This is a genomic window from Lacrimispora brassicae (genome assembly GCF_054772055.1).
In genome coordinates this window covers 239,728-256,356 of the sequence record NZ_BRYH01000049.1, presented here as the reverse complement: position 1 = coordinate 256,356, position 16,629 = coordinate 239,728, and the positions used below count along the sequence as shown (strand labels likewise).

The 16,629-nt window shown below is 43.4% G+C and carries 16 protein-coding genes; 3 read left to right on the top strand and 13 right to left on the bottom strand.

All coding sequences use genetic code 11. The annotated features are described in order from the left end of the window. Nucleotides 1-414 precede the first annotated feature (414 nt). On the top strand, nt 415-942 hold the full coding sequence (gene hpf, locus ACYVD3_RS23515) for a ribosome hibernation-promoting factor, HPF/YfiA family (RefSeq protein WP_460644931.1): 528 nt from the start codon (nt 415-417) through the stop codon (nt 940-942). Nucleotides 943-1,084: 142 nt separating this feature from the next. Here hpf and trxB read toward each other — a convergent pair whose 3' ends face one another. Further along, nucleotides 1,085-2,002, bottom strand: a complete 918-nt coding sequence (gene trxB / locus ACYVD3_RS23510; RefSeq protein WP_460644930.1) for a thioredoxin-disulfide reductase — start codon at nt 2,000-2,002, stop codon at nt 1,085-1,087. A 196-nt stretch (nt 2,003-2,198) separates the two neighbouring features. Here trxB and ymfI point away from each other — a divergent pair, with 196 nt between their 5' ends. Then, nucleotides 2,199-2,930 (top strand): elongation factor P 5-aminopentanone reductase, encoded by a 732-nt coding sequence (ymfI, locus tag ACYVD3_RS23505; protein WP_460644929.1) that lies wholly within the window; start codon nt 2,199-2,201, stop codon nt 2,928-2,930. A gap of 74 nt (nt 2,931-3,004) precedes the next feature. Here ymfI and ACYVD3_RS23500 read toward each other — a convergent pair whose 3' ends face one another. From ACYVD3_RS23500 to scfA, 12 genes are all read right to left on the bottom strand, one after another. Beyond that, the gene (locus tag ACYVD3_RS23500; protein ID WP_460644928.1) at nt 3,005-3,703 is read right to left on the bottom strand and encodes a D-lyxose/D-mannose family sugar isomerase; all 699 of its coding nucleotides are present in this window, start codon (nt 3,701-3,703) and stop codon (nt 3,005-3,007) included. 39 nt (nt 3,704-3,742) lie between these two features. After that, nucleotides 3,743-4,582, bottom strand: coding sequence for a MurR/RpiR family transcriptional regulator (locus tag ACYVD3_RS23495; RefSeq protein ID WP_460644927.1), 840 nt, complete (start codon nt 4,580-4,582; stop codon nt 3,743-3,745). Between the two features lie 56 nt (nt 4,583-4,638). Continuing rightward, on the bottom strand, nt 4,639-5,955 hold the full coding sequence (locus tag ACYVD3_RS23490; RefSeq protein ID WP_460644926.1) for an ADP-dependent glucokinase/phosphofructokinase: 1,317 nt from the start codon (nt 5,953-5,955) through the stop codon (nt 4,639-4,641). 83 nt (nt 5,956-6,038) lie between these two features. Further along, the gene (locus ACYVD3_RS23485) at nt 6,039-6,896 is read right to left on the bottom strand and encodes a ketose-bisphosphate aldolase (protein ID WP_460644925.1); all 858 of its coding nucleotides are present in this window, start codon (nt 6,894-6,896) and stop codon (nt 6,039-6,041) included. Nucleotides 6,897-6,950: 54 nt separating this feature from the next. Further along, nucleotides 6,951-7,787 carry a carbohydrate ABC transporter permease gene (locus ACYVD3_RS23480; protein ID WP_460644924.1) on the bottom strand — a complete coding sequence of 279 codons (837 nt, stop codon included), beginning with the start codon at nt 7,785-7,787 and terminating at the stop codon, nt 6,951-6,953. A gap of 2 nt (nt 7,788-7,789) precedes the next feature. Beyond that, nucleotides 7,790-8,725 carry a carbohydrate ABC transporter permease gene (locus ACYVD3_RS23475; RefSeq protein ID WP_460644923.1) on the bottom strand — a complete coding sequence of 312 codons (936 nt, stop codon included), beginning with the start codon at nt 8,723-8,725 and terminating at the stop codon, nt 7,790-7,792. A gap of 54 nt (nt 8,726-8,779) precedes the next feature. Next, nucleotides 8,780-10,126, bottom strand: a complete 1,347-nt coding sequence (locus ACYVD3_RS23470) for an ABC transporter substrate-binding protein (RefSeq protein WP_460644922.1) — start codon at nt 10,124-10,126, stop codon at nt 8,780-8,782. Between the two features lie 414 nt (nt 10,127-10,540). Beyond that, on the bottom strand, nt 10,541-10,837 hold the full coding sequence (yajC, locus tag ACYVD3_RS23465) for a preprotein translocase subunit YajC (RefSeq protein ID WP_460644921.1): 297 nt from the start codon (nt 10,835-10,837) through the stop codon (nt 10,541-10,543). A 49-nt stretch (nt 10,838-10,886) separates the two neighbouring features. Next, nucleotides 10,887-12,026: a tRNA guanosine(34) transglycosylase Tgt gene (gene tgt, locus ACYVD3_RS23460; RefSeq protein ID WP_460644920.1), complete on the bottom strand. Its 1,140-nt coding sequence runs from the start codon at nt 12,024-12,026 to the stop codon at nt 10,887-10,889. Between the two features lie 59 nt (nt 12,027-12,085). Then, nucleotides 12,086-14,245, bottom strand: coding sequence for a protein translocase subunit SecD (gene secD / locus ACYVD3_RS23455; protein WP_460644919.1), 2,160 nt, complete (start codon nt 14,243-14,245; stop codon nt 12,086-12,088). 74 nt (nt 14,246-14,319) lie between these two features. Beyond that, nucleotides 14,320-15,714, bottom strand: a complete 1,395-nt coding sequence (gene scfB, locus ACYVD3_RS23450) for a thioether cross-link-forming SCIFF peptide maturase (protein ID WP_460644918.1) — start codon at nt 15,712-15,714, stop codon at nt 14,320-14,322. A 134-nt stretch (nt 15,715-15,848) separates the two neighbouring features. After that, nucleotides 15,849-15,995 carry a six-cysteine ranthipeptide SCIFF gene (gene scfA / locus ACYVD3_RS23445; protein WP_002601553.1) on the bottom strand — a complete coding sequence of 49 codons (147 nt, stop codon included), beginning with the start codon at nt 15,993-15,995 and terminating at the stop codon, nt 15,849-15,851. 181 nt (nt 15,996-16,176) lie between these two features. Between scfA and ACYVD3_RS23440 the strand changes: the two genes are divergently transcribed. Continuing rightward, nucleotides 16,177-16,536, top strand: coding sequence for a TIGR04086 family membrane protein (locus ACYVD3_RS23440; protein WP_460644917.1), 360 nt, complete (start codon nt 16,177-16,179; stop codon nt 16,534-16,536). Nucleotides 16,537-16,629 lie beyond the last annotated feature (93 nt).

Below are 16,629 nucleotides of genomic sequence, written 5' to 3'. Positions count from 1 at the left end.
AAAAAACTTGTTCGATTCTCCACTTTTCCACATTATCCACATTCCATTGTGTATTTTTCCCCCAGTTTTATCCCCACCATGAAATCCCATAATTAGGGAGAAAAACAGTTATACACCAAGTTGTCCACATTATCCACATTTATTCTCCACATATTCCCATATTTCTCATCTTACCATCAGACTCCCCTCTTTTTGTATATATGTCATAAACTTTCCTTTTTCGACGAAAACTTCTCTTTTTCCCTTGACTTTTCCCCAAGTACATCTATAGTTTTTCAATAAACCGATAAAATATAAGTAGAGACATTTTACAAAAAATTATCGTTAATTATCTTATAATTTTACAATGCAATTGAACTGTTCTCAAAAATGTGGTATACTATAACCATCTCAAGAAAAAGGAGCTGATGACTTATGCGTTTTACAATTACAGGGAGAAATATTGAGGTCACACCAGGGTTACGGGAGGCAGTCGAGGACAAGCTTGGAAAGCTGGACCGTTTCTTCGCTCCTGCGACAGAAGCAACAGTAAGACTCAGCGTGCAGAAAGAAATACAGAAAATTGAAGTGACTATTCCAGTGAAAGGACATATAATCAGGGCTGAAGAATCCAGTACAGACATGTATGTTTCCATCGATCTTGTAGAAGAGATCCTGGAACGCCAGTTGAAAAAATATAAGAACAAACTAATCGATAAAAAACTGAATACCCCTTCCTTCTCCACAGCTTTTATGGAAGAAGAAACTCAGACCGACGATTATATAGAGATCGTCAAGACAAAGAAATTTGCAGTAAAGCCCATGGACCCGGAAGAAGCCTGTGTCCAGATGGAACTTCTTGGCCACAGCTTCTACGTATTCTTAAATGCGGATACAGAAGAGGTCAATGTGGTTTATAAAAGAAAGGGCGGCTCCTACGGCCTTATTGAACCGGAATTCTAAAACCTGCAAAAAGCAGCCTGGACAGTTGTCCGGCTGCTTTTTTTATGCGGGCAACGAGCCGGGCGAACATGCCCGCATGTTCATTCGGCGACTGCCGCAATAACCATAAGAAACCCGCTTTGCGGGTTTCTTATGGTTTGCTTTAAATCCGTGTCAGATACCGTTCTACGCTGGTAATGGCATTTGCCCCATCGGATACTGCTGTGGAAACCTGCCGGAGCTGCTTGGTGCGGACATCCCCTGCTGCAAAAATTCCGGGAACATTGGTTTCACAGTCTTCAGCGGCCTTTATATAGCCATGGTCCATTTCCACCAGGTTGTTAAAGGCTTCGCTCTGGGGATTGATTCCTACCGCGATGAATACTCCATCTACGGAAAGCTTTTGGCTCTCCTCGGTTTTGGCGTTCTTTATGGTCAGGGATTCCACCTGATCTCCGCCTTCTATCTCCTCTACCACAGTATCCCAAATAATTTCCACATTTTTCTGGTTAAAGAGCTGGGTCTGCAGGGTTTTGGCCCCTCTAAGCTTGTTCCTCCTATGAATTAAGTATACCTTTTTGCACATTCTGGCCAGGAAAATGGCATCCTCAATAGCAACATCGCCGCCGCCTACCACTGCCGCCACCTTATTGCGGAAAAATGCTCCATCACAGGTAGCGCAGTAGGAAACTCCCATACCCGCAAGCTCCTCTTCTCCGATCACGCTCAGCTTCCGGTGCTGTGCTCCGGTAGCGATGATGACCGACTTTGTCTCATAGGTCCTCTCTTCTCCAACCACGGTAAACTCTCCGTCAGACGCTTCGATCCGAAGCACTTCATCTGTTGAAAACTCTGCCCCCAGCTTTTCTGCATGTTCCCGGAACTTCATTCCAAGGTCATAGCCGTTGATTCCGGGCAATCCCGGATAGTTATCCACTTCATAGGTATTAAGGACCTGCCCGCCGCTGGCAATTTCCTTTTCTATGACAACCATCTTAAGCTCAGCCCTTTTACCATAAACTGCGGCTGAAAGCCCTGCGGGCCCGGATCCGATGATCACCACATCATAAATCTCATTCATATTTATCTACCTGCTTTCTCTATTCTATCTGATATTAGATTATCTTTCTTCATTATATCTCACCAGCCCTTAAGTATGCAATGCCTGGTCCGTAACAAAATCACAAATTATAACAGCCACTGATCCGGCCACGTTGCATTCTGCCTGACAATTTGATAAAATAAACGTATCATAAACTGACAGAAAGGGTGATTTTATGGCTAAAAAAACAGTACTCATAACCGGAGCTTCCCGGGGAATCGGAAAAGCCGTTGCCGTTAAGTTTGCAAAAAAGGGATACAACGTGGTCATCAACTGCCTCCACAATGAAGACCGCCTTTTGCAAGTCAAAAAGGAGCTGGAAGCCTATCAGGTATCTTGTCTTTCCTGCATGGGGGACATGGGAGACGAAAACCAGTGCCAGGCACTCTTTGAACAGGTGCGCAGGCAGTTCGGCACACTGGATGTCCTAGTCAATAACGCAGGCATCTCCTACATCGGCCTGTTGCAGGATATGACCACAGATGCCTGGGACCGGATTATCCGCACCAACTTAACCTCAGTATTTAACTGCTGCAAGCTTGCCATTCCCGGAATGGTGGAAAAAAAGCAAGGAAAGATCATTAACATCTCTTCTGTATGGGGAATATCCGGTGCCTCCTGCGAAGTCGCTTATTCCGCCACAAAAGGCGGCATCAACGCTTTTACAAAAGCTTTAGCCAAGGAACTGGCTCCAAGCAATATCCAGGTCAACGCCGTTGCCTGCGGCGCCATTGATACGGAAATGAATCAGTTTCTGGAGGAGGATGAATTAATCGCTCTCATCGACGGGATCCCTGCCGGGCGTCTGGGAAATGCCGAGGAAGTCGCCGACTTGGTATACCACCTGGGCTATAAAAATTCCTATTTGACCGGACAGGTCATCGGCCTTGACGGAGGCTGGCTTTAAGATATAACACCCCTTACTAAATCATATGTTGAAAACCCCATGGTGTATACTGACACCATGGGGCAAGCGGTACATCATTGCAGAATTCCCTCCCCTGCTTCCTGATATTCATTGCAAAGCAGCCTGTAAGGCGGTTCATCTTCTTCTATTTCGGGAAATCTTCCTACCGCTGCATCAGCGAACCGGTTGTCATTTTCATCATCATTGCACATGGAGACTTCTCCCAGCAATACGCTTCCGCCTGTAGAAGGGACACAAAAATCATGGTACATATATGGGGTAATGGTAATGCTTTCTCCCGGTGATACTTTTACTTTTGTTCCGGCAGTTACTACGCTTAACTTTCCATCCATGGCAACAGTCACATCAGTGCCGAGAATGCTTCCATCCTCCCCGCCGTTATACACCGTAATATACACATCATTCCCGCCTCTGTTAATAATGTCCTCCATTTTATTCCAATGAAAGTGCATGGAAGCTGTTTGCCCTTCATACAGCATCAATAGTTTTTCTGCATAGGTTTTTTTATACTGTTTCATTTTCAGATTACCATTCCGGATGGTAAGAAGGGCGAAACCAACCTGGCCGAATCTTCCCAGACCAAAGTCTGTAATATCCCAGCCCAATTTGTTATCCCTTATTTCATCACACTCATGTCCCTTATCCGTCCATTCCCTTGCAGTCCATTTTGCAAAAGGGGGAATTTCAAATCTATGCTCCCTGATAAGCTGTTCCATATCTTGGATTACTTGATTGATCTCCGATCTTTTCATCAGCCGCTCCTCTCCAGCGCAACGTTTGATCCACCTGTGTCAATACTTATATTCAGATAAAATAACCTCTGGTTTATCCGCGTCCGTTTCCTCAATTTTTTTCCAGTTTATCAACAGCTCCAGCAAAGCGTCGATTAATGCCGTCTCTTTTAGGTGTGCATAATTTTTATAATAATCAAATGCTTCTTTTCTTCCATTTGAGATCAATACATAATCAGCCAGCTCCGATACCGGGGATTGTCTGTATCCGGTAATGGCCATTATCTTAAGACCTTTTTCTTTGGCCAGCTCCATCCCCTGAATCACTTGTCGGGAACTGCCCGATTGGGAAATTGCTATAATAATATCTTCTTTATCAGCAAGGTTCACATGATTTAAAAAATATTCCGGAGAAATATCATTGGTACATTTCACACCCAGTCTTCCTAATCGGAAGCCCAAATAAAGGGCCAGGGGAGTTGTATTTCCCACTGCTAAAATATGGGCCTGCTTACATGTCTTAATCAAGTTTACACAAGACCGCATATCTTCTTCATTAATGCTTTCTGCTATGTCTGTTAATGAATTCACATATTTTTGGAAAATTTTCATCACTGGATTGGGAGTGTTCTGCAGTTCTTCAATTTCTTCTCCTTCATCTCTTCCAACATCTTTTGCCAGCATTAGCCGAAACTGATAATATCCCTTGTATCCCAGATGATGGCACATACGCACAACCGTTGCATCACTGACTCCGCTGGCCTTTGCCAATTCAGAAACGTTTGCGTCCACTGCTTCCTGAGGGTGTTCCAAAACAAAATCCGCTACTTTCTTCTCCGCTGAGAATATCTTTTCATAATTATCCCTTATCACATCTAATACAGGTTTGTCTAACATCATGTGCCTCCCTTCTTATCTATATATATTGCCGTAAATCACACCCTTTTTCAAGCTTTTTATTCAAAACACATCTGTACACCGGCAACAAAGGAATCCCCTAATCCAATGGTATACTTTGGTTTGTCAATGTATTTAGACGGTACTAAAATGACCTGGCTGGAAAAATGCTCTTTTGCTATTAATTCCCTGTTTCTGATTCCGGTTTCACTTAAGGGCAGCTTTATGACCTCTCCAATCTGTTCCTTTGTTCCATACCACCCATTGATTGCCTTTGCAGTTGCCAGGATGTTGCCCAGCATTAAGCCTTTTTCAATATCCCCATTTAATGTTTCTCCAAGATACATGGAATAATTCCTGGTATGTACAACAACCCCTTTTTTCACCAGAAACCGTTCTTTGATATAGGAGGCTCCCTTAATACAGGAGTATATGTCATCGATTTCTATTGGGAAATCATACATATGAAGGGTGTACTCCAATTCTTCTTCATTTAAACTCAAAATATCAATGTATGGACAAAGGGTCTCCAGGCATAGCTGCCGAACCTCTTTATTATGGTAGTGTGCATCCTCAAAATATATAATTCCATCCTTATTATTTGCTTTATATTTTTTGATATGTTCTTTTACATAAGTCAGTCTTTGTTGTAAAATATCTTTATCCTGAATTGCATTAAAGCTTGAAAGGACATTGCTTTTAATATCAGCGGCATGGGCTTCTACGTAGGAAAAATAGGAATCAAAGAAAGGAAGGGTCTCATTTACCGTAATTTTGGTTATGATCAGTCTGTTTGATGTTGGAATTGCAATCTTCCTGGTGCCAAGACAAATCACATCCCCTTTTTTAAATTGGATGATATAGTGTATTTCCTGTTCCGCTGTTTGATGGATCTGGTCTGTATGAACGATTTCTCCTTCTCTGGAAACCGTATAAATATAGGGAGAATTTAAAATATCACATACCTCTTTGGAATCATCCGTCAGATGAACGATGGAAGGACATTCTACTGCTGCCAAAGCCATAGCCCCCTGGGTTGCAGTTCCGCCCATGCCCTTTTTTGTTGCAAAAGTATCTTTAATCATATGGAAATCCGAAATATCAACTTCTCCACCCATTCCATGGATGCTAAAATACACAATGGTTTCCAAAAATTCCTCCATGGTGGTAATCTCTTTTGCCGCTTTCATTCCGGCTAAATCTCCATTGGGAAGATATTTGTTCAGAAGCTGATTGAATAGTTCTATTTGAAAATCACACAATACATCCAGATTGCTGGTGTAGCCCAGTGCCGTAAAAGCATTGTTATCAATTCTGGACCTGATCAATTCTTCCATTTTTTCGTATGTCTCAATATATTTTTCTTCTATCTTCACTCTATCCCCTCCACCTTCTTATGGGATATATCCTATTTTCCAATAAACAAATCTGCCCCATAAAATAAAAATGTGATGTTTGATCAGTAAAGTTCAGCCTTTCCTTCAGCTTTGAAAAGCCGGATCTTGTGATATGCCACTTCCTTCATGGATTCCATGCATGGCGGTTCAATTATATTAGGTTCTCTAAGGCCGTCGTCTTTTAAAACTTCTCTCATTTTAATATAATACGCCACTTTAATATCGCTGGAGATATTGATTTTATTTACACCCAATGTGACTGATTCCCCAATTTCCTTATCCGGATTATTAGATCCTCCATGAAGTACCAGGGGAATGGATACTTTGGACTTGATCTCTTTTAATAAATCCAATTTTAATTCCGGCTTCATTCCTGCAGGATATAATCCGTGGCATGTTCCTATTGCAATTGCCAGAGTGTCAACACCTGTTTCCTCTACAAACTTTACGGCATCATCCGGCTTCGTATAAATAATCACCTGATTTTCCGTTTCTGTGGAATCGGTTGTTCCGATTGTGCCAAGTTCGCCCTCTACGGATACATTTGCTGCATGTGCTGCTTCGCATACCTTTTTGCAAAGAGCAATATTTTCTTCAAAAGAAAGACTGGAGCCGTCAATCATAACAGAGGTATATCCTGTCTGAATCGCAACCATGACCTGTTCAAAGGAGGCGCCGTGATCCAGATGAATGCATACCGGTATATTTGATTTATAAGCTCTCTGCCTGATTGCCTGAATAACATCTACTCCAATGTGGCTCAATTCATCGGGATGGATCGAAATAATAACCGGTGCATTTTCTTCTTCTGAGACCTCCATAATTCCATTGAACATCGCATAGGAGCTGATGTTAAATGCAGGCACCGCAAAATTGTTTTCATTTGCAACCGCTAACAGTTCTTTCATATTTAACAGCATAGTTTTTTCCTCCAATTTTTTTATTAGATTTCCGTTTTCGGATCATCGTACCTATTAATTTTTTACAGCTCCCGCTGTCATACCGGCAATAAAATACCGTTGGAAAAACAAAAAGAGAATCAATACAGGTAATGAACCTAATACACTCATTGACATCATTTGATTCCACTCATAGGCATGCTGTCCCATGAGCAGGCTGATGCCCACCGGTACGGTCCGCATTTCATTTGTTTTCGTCAATGCCAATGCAAACAAATACTCGTTCCAGGCCTGCATGAACGTATACATTCCCACCGAAACCAGGCCAGGGATTGATACCGGAACCAATACCGTCCAAAGAGCCATAAACCTTGAACCGCCGTCAATCATTACGGCTTCATCTAAATCTTTAGGCAGAGTATTCATATATCCGGTAATCATTAGGATGGCATAGGGCAAGGTAAACAGCATATACGTAAGGATCAATGCGCCAAAGGTATTATACAGTTTCAAGCTGACAATCAGGCTTAAATATGGGATCAGAAGGGTGATGGGAGGTACTGCCTGCACGCTGACAATGAGGGTATTGATAACACTTTTTCCCGGAAAATTGAAACGGCTGAAGCTGTAAGATGCAAGTATCCCAATAATCAATGTGAAAATCACTACAATAATTGCAATGCAATAGCTATTAATAAAAAATCTGACTTTTTCCGGATTATGAAAGATGGAACTATATGCTTTCAAACTAAAATTCTCTGATATCCACGTGGGGGGCCAGGCAAAGATTTCTGCATTTGGTTTCAATGAACTCAACAGCATCCACAATATAGGAAATCCTGAAAACAGCGCTCCGGCTATGAGAAGGATCATAACCAATATTTTTATGTACCACTTTTTCTTCCCTACCATAATCAGTCCCTCTCTCTCTGATGCCGCACATAAAAAATTGCTACGACAGAGCAAACAACCAGTAAGATCACTGCCGATGCAGAAGCCTGGGAATATTGATATTTACTGAATCCTCTTTTATAAATAAAAGTACTTATCATTTCTGTTGCATTGATGGGCCCCCCGCCTGTGGTCATCCAAATCAAGGCAAATTGCTGTATGGTCCACACAAAATCCAACATCAACAAGCTAATGATAATTGGTTTTAATTGGGGAATGGTAATGCGGAAAAATTGGTGTACTGCATTTGCCCCGTCAATTGCCGATGCCTCATAAAGATCTGTGGATATTCCCTGAAGTCCTGCCAGGATACTAACCATATAAAATGGATAACCTGCCCATATATTGATTAATGTCACTGAGAATAATGCGAAATTCCGGGAGCCCAGCCATTGGATGTGGGAAGACCTCAGATTCGTGATTTGCAATAGATAGTTAATGATCCCATTGGGATTCATCATCATTTTCCATAATATTGCAATTACCGATGCCGTAAACATCCAGGGCAATACATAGATCACTCTGAAAAATGATTTTAAATTAATTCCTATATAACCTGTATTGAGAAGCAATGCAAACAGCATTCCTAAAAGCATATGCATAACCACACTGACACCCACAAAAAACAACGAATTTTTAACTGCAACAAAAAATGTTTTGTCAGATAATATCATGCCATAATTCTTTAATCCAACGAATACAGGATCTTTTTTAATAATTACATTATCAAAAAATGAATATCGGACCACCATACCAATAGGGATAATCAACAATAAAAACATCAGCACAATTGTTGGCAGGAGATAAAGGTAAGGTTCACTCTTCTTTTTCATTGCCGGTGACATCTTACCGCTGCTTTCCTTAGTCGTTGTTTCTCTTTCCTTCGCCAACTCACTCATTCCCTCCTTCTTAATATCAGGCTGCACTTTTTAATCATGCAGCCTGCCTTGTCATTATTGGAATGCTTCCGCCCAGATCTCTTGTGTTGTGGACAACATATCGGCTGTTGAAGCCGTATCCCCGTCAATGTACAACTGTAATTGCTCATCAAACTGTCTCATTAATTCTTCTGAGGTCGGAAGACCGGTAAATTCATTGATTGCATAGCACTGCTGATATAATTCATATGCTTTTACAAATAACTCATCGGTTTTGGAATAATCCGGTTTGGCATTTACATTTCCAGGGAAGGCATTTGCATATACTGCAAGTTTTGCATTTACCTCCGGACTCATTAAATATTCCACAAACTTCATGGCTTCTGCTTTATGTTCACAGTTTTCTGCAATACCAATCCCCCAGTTGGCCACATCCATACCGCTCTTTCCTGTATAGCCTTCTTTTACGGGAACAGGCATGAATTCAAAGTTCAAGTCAGGTGCTTCTTTCTTAATTGTGGTTAAATGCGCAAGTGAATCTGTCATAAATGCAACACGGCCATTTGTAAACTCTTCCACCATATCTGCTTCTTTCATGGAATAAGCACCTGGTGCAACCACACCTGCATCAAATAATCCTTTTACAAAATCTACGGTATCTGCCATAAGGGGATTATCTGTCAAAGCCGGTTTTCCATCTTTCAGCATTGTTCCGCCTGAAGCCCATAGCCAGCTCATGAAATTATTCTGAATCCCGCTGGGTGATTCTGTTGACAAGGGGATTGCCCATCCGGCAACTCCTTTATTTGCTGCCGCAACCTTTTTACAGGCTTCCGTAAATTCCCCCCATGTCTTAGGAACGTTTGAAACACCTGCTGATGCCAGCAGATCTTTATTGACATACATGGGATATGCAAAGTTAACAACCGGAATCATGTACGTATTTCCCTCTACCTTAATCTGATCCGATAATTGTTTATCATCATAACCGTCTGATGACATCAGCTCGGTCATATTTGTAATGGAACCCTGTTTTGCAAAATCATAAACCCATGATCCGTCAAGACCTACTACATCTGCCATAGTTCCTGCGGCTGCACCAGCCGCGATCTGTGTCTTGGTATCTGCATAAGGATTGCTTAATAATTGGATTTTGACCCCTGATTGTTCTGTAAATCCATCGCAGATCTCCTTAAGGACACCGTCTGGTAATTCCACGCCCCACCATTGTTGAAATTCCAGTGTAATCTCTCCCCCGCTTGCTGCGCTTTCTGATGACGTTTCCTGTGTACTTTTCGTTGACTGTACTGTTTCTGACTGTGTGGTTTTTGTTGGCTGGCTTCCGCAGCCAATCAGACTGACCGCCAGACCTGCTGCCAGAATAGCAGCCAGACTTTTTTCCATAAACATGCTCACTTTCATTATGTAGCCCTCCAAATACATGATTCGCATTCATTGCTGAATACATTTTATGTTTACATTTTGAATTGTATATGAATTTTTATTTCATGTCAATACATTAATGTAATAATATTTCTTTTCGGTACTATTGCTAATCATCACTCAATATCCTGGATTTATCATCTATTTTTTTGTATTAATTATACATATCTCCTCTTTTTTATTATATTAAGGATTATTTAAAGAAATTTATTTTCACAAAGGTCATAAAGAATAAAGGGCCATTTAACTTATGGGGGAGTTTGGAGGACTTTCACATGAATAAAAAAGCCGCCACTTCTGTGACGGTTTAAAATAACGAAATATTTTTTCAGGTCATTGAAATCAAAAAAAGCACCCGGAAAAAGTAAACTTTTTTTCCGGGTGCCCTGACTTTTAAGCCTGTGCCTTTTCAACCTGAACAATAGCAGTCTTCTGCATGGGAATCCTGCAGTTCTTATTATTGCCAAACTCTACGATCACCGTATCATCGGTCATATCAATGATGACACCATAAAAACCGCTCGAGGTCAGAACGCTGTCTCCGATTGCAATGTTTGCAAACATCTCCTGCTGTTTCTTTTTCTCTCTCTTCTGCGGTCTGATTGCGATAAAATACATGAAACCAAAGATCACTGCGATGTAAATGACCCAAAAACCAATACCCATGGTACCGCCTGTTGCTGAAAACATAACCAATTCCTCCTTATATAACGATCCGCCGCCTGCTTATCCCTCTTTTTCAGGAAGTCTGCCCCGCCATCATACGGTCAAGCTTCTGCTCCTTGTATTCCCCATAACGGTGGTTCTCGATTGCGTCTCGGATCTCTTCCATCATTGTATTATAAAAGTACAAATTATGCAAGACACATAATCTCATGCCAAGCATTTCTTTTGCCTTCAAAAGATGTCTGATATAGGCTCTGCTGTAGGAACGGCAGGCCGGACACCCGCAGCCTTCTTCAATGGGTCTATGATCCAGTTCATGTTTGGTATTGAATAAATTCATTTTTCCCTGATTGGTGTACACATGACCGTGACGGCCGTTTCTTGACGGATATACACAGTCAAAAAAGTCCACGCCCCTGTCCACGGCTTCTAAAATGTTGGCAGGGGTTCCCACTCCCATGAGATAAGTCGGCTTATTCTCCGGAAGGTAAGGAACCGTCTCGTCTAAGATCCGGTACATCTCTTCATGACTTTCTCCCACAGCCAGGCCCCCTAAGGCATAGCCATCTAAGTCCATGGCTGAAATGGTTTTGGCATGGGCGATCCGGATGTCTTCAAAGGTCCCGCCCTGATTGATGCCGAATAATAACTGCTCCTTATTTAAGGCATCCGGCAGGGAATTAAGCCTTGCCATCTCGGTCCGGCACCGTTCCAGCCATCTGGTGGTACGATCCACGCTGTTTTGCATATATTCCCTGGTGGCTGGATGGGGAGGGCATTCGTCAAAGGCCATGGCTATGGTAGACGCCAGATTGGACTGGATCTGCATACTCTCTTCCGGACCCATGAATATCCTGTGTCCGTCGATATGGGACTGGAAGTAAACGCCTTCCTCCTTTATTTTCCTTAAGCCGGTAAGGGAAAACACCTGAAAGCCGCCGGAGTCAGTGAGAATGGGGCGGTCCCAATTCATAAACCGGTGGAGACCGCCAAATTCCCTGATTAATTTATCGCCGGTGCGGACATGAAGATGATAGGTGTTTGACAGCTCCACCTGGGTTTTGATCTCACGAAGGTCATCCGTGGAAACAGCCCCCTTAATGGCTCCCACTGTGCCCACATTCATGAACACCGGGGTCTGGATCGTGCCGTGGACGGTGGTTACCTCCGACCGCTTCGCACGCCCATCCCTTGCAATAATCTTATAATTCATCTATGTTTCCTTTTCCTGCCCACGCTCTCTGGGCATAGAGGGATACCCAGGGTGTCCCTTTACTTAGATTTCTTCCCACGGTCAGCAGTTACTTTTGCAGTCCCTTTATTTGCCTTTTTATGAACGGTCATCATATACCACAGGGAACCTGTAATGCACACGGAAGAATACGTACCGCATACAATACCTACCATCAGCGGCAATGCAAACTCACGGATGGAGGATACGCCCAGGATATACAGAACGAACACCATAATAAAGGTAGTCAGGGACGTATTGATGCTTCTTGTAAGAGTCTGGGTGATGCTTAAATCTACAATCGCTTCCAGCCCTATCTTGCTCTGGGTCTTTAAGTTCTCCCGGATACGGTCAAAAATAACGATCGTGGCATTGATGGAATAACCTACGATGGTCAGCATACATGCGATAAAGGTAGATCCTACGGACCACTTTAACAGAGCGTAAAAGGTCAGCACTACCAGAACGTCATGAACCAGGGCAAGCACAGCGCTTCCTGCAAACCGGATATCCTTGAAACGGAACCAGATATAGAAAAGCATACAGATCGTGGCGATGAAAACGGCTACAATGGCATCACGCTTCATCTCCTGGCTGATGGCTCCGGAAATGCTTTCCGCCGTGATCTTTTCCGACTCCACGCCGAAATTATCAACCATGGCCTTGTTCAGCGTCTCACGCTCTTCCACAGTTAATGTTCTGGTCTTAATGATCACTTCATTGGTTCCTGTAACCTTCTGGGTCTGAACATCTGTATCCTTTGTTATGCCTTCCACTACAGGCACTACTTCAGAGGATATTTTTTCCAGGGTCATGTCCTCATTAAAGGTCACGTTGGTGGAAGTACCTCCCTTAAACTCCATGCTGTAGTTTAAGATGCTTCCTGTCTGGGATTTATTGACTCCCAGCCATACAAGACCCACACAGATCACAAGAAGAGAGCCTGCAAACCACAGCTTCTTTTTGGAAAGGAAATGGATCACCTTCCCGTCTTTCTTAGTGCCATAGTATTTGGGGTCCTCAAATCCTAAGAGGAACAGCATGTTTAATATGAATTTCGTAATAAAGAGAGCCGTCACCATGGACAATATGATACCGATGGCCAGGGTGGAAGCAAAGCCCTTAACAGTGCCGGAACCTCTCCAGAACAGGACACCTGCAGCGATGAGGGTGGTCACGTTTCCATCGATAATCGCGGACAACGCCTTATGAAATCCAGACTGGATAGCAGACTTCACTGCCTTGCCATAACCGATTTCTTCTTTGATACGTGTGAAAATAATAACATTCGCATCCACAGCCATGCCCACGGAAAGAACGATTCCCGCTACGCCCGGAAGGGTCAGGGTCACTTCAAATGCAGCCAGCAGGATCAAAATGATTCCCACATAAATGGACAATGCGATCACGGAAGCCAGTCCGGGGATCAAGTAAACCACTATCATGAATACTGCCAGAATAGCAAAGCCGATGGCACCTGCTTTTAAACTGGTGGTAATGGCCTCCTGTCCCAGCTTAGCGCCTACTACATTGGAACGAAGCTCTTCCAGCTCCAGGGAAAGGGAACCGATGCGGATGGTGGAAGCCAGGGTTTCTGCTTCCTCATAGGAGGTCATACCGCTGATCTGGCACTGTCCCTGGGTAATAGCCTCTCTCACCACCGGATTGGAATATATTTTGCCATCGTAAATAATGGCAATCCGTTTTCCAACATTATTGGTGGTAACATCTGCGAATATCTTCTTTCCTTCCTCTGTAAAGGTCAGATCCACCATATATTCCTTGATGCCGTTATTTTCGGTGATCACCGGTTTGGCCGTAGCCACCTGGTTTCCGTTTAATATGGTTTTACCGGATTCGTCTGTAAAAATCAGGGAACCTGGCTTACCAAGCTCTTCCAGTATTGCATTGGCATCTGATACGCCGGGAATATCAACATTAATCCGGTTGTTTCCTTCCTGGTAAACCTCTGCCTCTGTGCTGTAATTCTGAACCCTTTGCTGCAGCTTATAGATGGTATCTTTCATGTTTTCAGCGCTGGGGTTTTCTTCCTTTGCCTGGTAAGTAATGCTGACACCCCCTGCCAGATCCAAACCAAGCTTAATGTCTTTCATGGTTGCGTAGCCCAAATAAGCGAACAGTCCAACCATTGCCAGTGAAACAATCAGCCCTAACAGGCCCTTGCCTTTGTTACTTTTCATCACTCTTCTCCTTTCCTTTTCCTCGCCCATGCTTTCTGGGCATAGAGGGATACCTGGAAGGTATTTCCTCTTCCTTAATCTTCTGCCAAAGCCGCCTTGATCATAATGGCACATTCAATCCGTTTCTTCTGCATTTCGCATCCGATCTCATAAACATCCGTGATACTTCCATGGAAGTTACTGGAATTGGCTGCACAGCCTCCGCTGCAGTAAAACCTTGCAAAGCAATCCCGGCATTTATCCTTGGCATAGACATTGCAAAGCTTGAATTCATCACGGATCTGTAAATTTGTCACACCTGTATCTACATTGCCGAGAAGGAATTTTTCCTCACCCACAAACTGATGGCATGGATAAAGATCTCCCCAGGGAGTCACTGCCAGATACTCCGTCCCCGAACCACAGCCGGACAAACGCTTGGCCACACAGGGCCCCTGATTCAAGTCAATATTGAAATGGAAGAAATTAAACCCTTTCCCTTCCTTTTGCCTGTTAATATATTTCACTGCAAGCCTGTCATACTCCTCAAGGATCTGGGGAAGATCTTCCTCCCTGATGGCATATTCCTCTTCTGGCTGTGCAACTACAGGTTCTATGGACATGCTTGTAAAACCAAGATCGGCAAATTCCAGGACATCCTTTGCAAAGTCTATATTATGGCGGGTAAAAGTGCCCCTGATGTAATAATCCCTGGTTCCTCTAAGCTGAGCGAACTTCTGGAATTTAGGAACGATCAGGTCATAACTCCCCTTACCGTTGCGGAAAGGACGCATCACGTCATTGACCTCTTTACGCCCGTCAAGGCTTAAAACCACATTGCTCATCTCCCGGTTGCAAAATTCCATGATCTCATCGTTTAACAAAACGCCGTTAGTGGTCATGGTAAAGCGGAAGTTCTTATTATATTCTTTCTCTTTTTTCCGTCCGTATTCAACAAGCTGTTTTACCACGTCCCAGTTCATCAGCGGCTCGCCGCCAAAAAAGTCTACTTCCAAGTTCCTCCGGCTGCCGGAATTGGCAATAAGAAAGTCCAGGGCCTTTTTTCCCACTTCAAAGGACATCAGCGCCCTCCGGCCATGGTATTCCCCCTCTTCCGCAAAGCAATATTTACAGGCTAAGTTGCAATCATGGGCAATATGTAAGCAGAGAGCCTTTACCACTGTACTCCGCTTTTTAAAATCCACCACATAATCGTGATACAGATCCTTTGTAAACAACTCTCCCCTGTCGATCAGATACTGGATCTCCTCCAGAGCTTCCTTTACTTCTGTTTCTCCGTACTTCTCAGAAAGACAGCGGCTGATTTCTTCTCCCACCTCTTTTGGAAAGGCCTGAGGTTCTTCCATTTCCGGCACCATACCTGCGGCGATCCCTACAGCCTCATACATGACCGGATCCACAGAATGAACGGAACCGCTGTTGACATCCATAATAATATGGAAGCCATTGTTGATATATTGATGAATCACTTGTATTCTCCTTAATTGAAAAATTTGACCTATAATCGGTTTTGGGCAGACAAGCGAAGGAACCCCTACCGTCGTAACGACCGTAGGGGCATCAGCTTATCTGCCTTATGGCTGCTCTATACAGTTTGAACAAACTAACGGTTGCTGTTCTCACAGCTCTGATTTCCTACTGTACAGGATGTCTTACAGGCTGACTGGCAGGAAGTCTGGCACTCACCGCAGCCGCCTTTCTTCATGGACTCTTTTAATGTACTGGAATTTAATGTTTTCACGTGTTTCATATACTTACACCTCCTGTATTTGCCTAATTCTTTGAGATTATACCACATGTTTTAAGTGAGTGCAAGATTAATTCCCCCAGGGAGAACAGGCCGTAAGGATTTTATTGTTAGGACATCCAAGAATATCCGCCATACCCCTAGAATATACTGAACCATAAGACAAGACATAAGGAGTAGTCAAATGGAAAAATCAAAGCTTCAGGTCACACTAAGAAACCTTCTCATCACCTACATACTGACCGGAATCCTGCTGGTAGTCCTGGCCTTAGCACTCTATAAATTCCGGCTGAAAGAAGGACAGATACGCCTTGGTGTCAACGCGGTTTATATTATCGCCTGTCTCTTTGGCGGGGTCTTAATGGGAAAGAGCATACGGAACCGAAGATTCTTCTGGGGCCTTTTGCTGGGGCTTCTATATTTCCTGGTGCTGTTAGCCGTATCCTTTTTCTTAAACAAGGGATTAAACGGCTCCATGAACCAGCTCCTCACCACCATGGCCATCTGTGCAGTCAGCGGGACTGCGGGGGGAATGCTCAGTTGACGGGTGGGGCCCTGAAAGAAGCAAGAGGGAGAGAAAAAGCCATCCGCTTTCCTCTCCCTCTTTTCCCGCCCTTCCGTCAAAAGCCTGGGCAGC

What these genes read in the sequence shown, in the direction of transcription:
- yajC (WP_460644921.1), bottom strand. Translation starts at nt 10,837, where the DNA reads ATGTTTTCAGCAACAGGCGGTACCATGGGTATTGGTTTTTGGGTCATT.
- ACYVD3_RS23495 (WP_460644927.1), bottom strand. Translation starts at nt 4,582, where the DNA reads ATGATGTTAGACAAACCTGTATTAGATGTGATAAGGGATAATTATGAA.
- secD (WP_460644919.1), bottom strand. Translation starts at nt 14,245, where the DNA reads ATGAAAAGTAACAAAGGCAAGGGCCTGTTAGGGCTGATTGTTTCACTG.
- ACYVD3_RS23470 (WP_460644922.1), bottom strand. Translation starts at nt 10,126, where the DNA reads ATGAAAGTGAGCATGTTTATGGAAAAAAGTCTGGCTGCTATTCTGGCA.
- ACYVD3_RS23475 (WP_460644923.1), bottom strand. Translation starts at nt 8,725, where the DNA reads ATGAGTGAGTTGGCGAAGGAAAGAGAAACAACGACTAAGGAAAGCAGC.
- ACYVD3_RS23480 (WP_460644924.1), bottom strand. Translation starts at nt 7,787, where the DNA reads ATGGTAGGGAAGAAAAAGTGGTACATAAAAATATTGGTTATGATCCTT.
- tgt (WP_460644920.1), bottom strand. Translation starts at nt 12,026, where the DNA reads ATGAATTATAAGATTATTGCAAGGGATGGGCGTGCGAAGCGGTCGGAG.
- trxB (WP_460644930.1), bottom strand. Translation starts at nt 2,002, where the DNA reads ATGAATGAGATTTATGATGTGGTGATCATCGGATCCGGGCCCGCAGGG.
- ACYVD3_RS23485 (WP_460644925.1), bottom strand. Translation starts at nt 6,896, where the DNA reads ATGCTGTTAAATATGAAAGAACTGTTAGCGGTTGCAAATGAAAACAAT.
- hpf (WP_460644931.1), top strand. Translation starts at nt 415, where the DNA reads ATGCGTTTTACAATTACAGGGAGAAATATTGAGGTCACACCAGGGTTA.
- ACYVD3_RS23440 (WP_460644917.1), top strand. Translation starts at nt 16,177, where the DNA reads ATGGAAAAATCAAAGCTTCAGGTCACACTAAGAAACCTTCTCATCACC.
- ymfI (WP_460644929.1), top strand. Translation starts at nt 2,199, where the DNA reads ATGGCTAAAAAAACAGTACTCATAACCGGAGCTTCCCGGGGAATCGGA.
- scfA (WP_002601553.1), bottom strand. Translation starts at nt 15,995, where the DNA reads ATGAAACACGTGAAAACATTAAATTCCAGTACATTAAAAGAGTCCATG.
- ACYVD3_RS23500 (WP_460644928.1), bottom strand. Translation starts at nt 3,703, where the DNA reads ATGAAAAGATCGGAGATCAATCAAGTAATCCAAGATATGGAACAGCTT.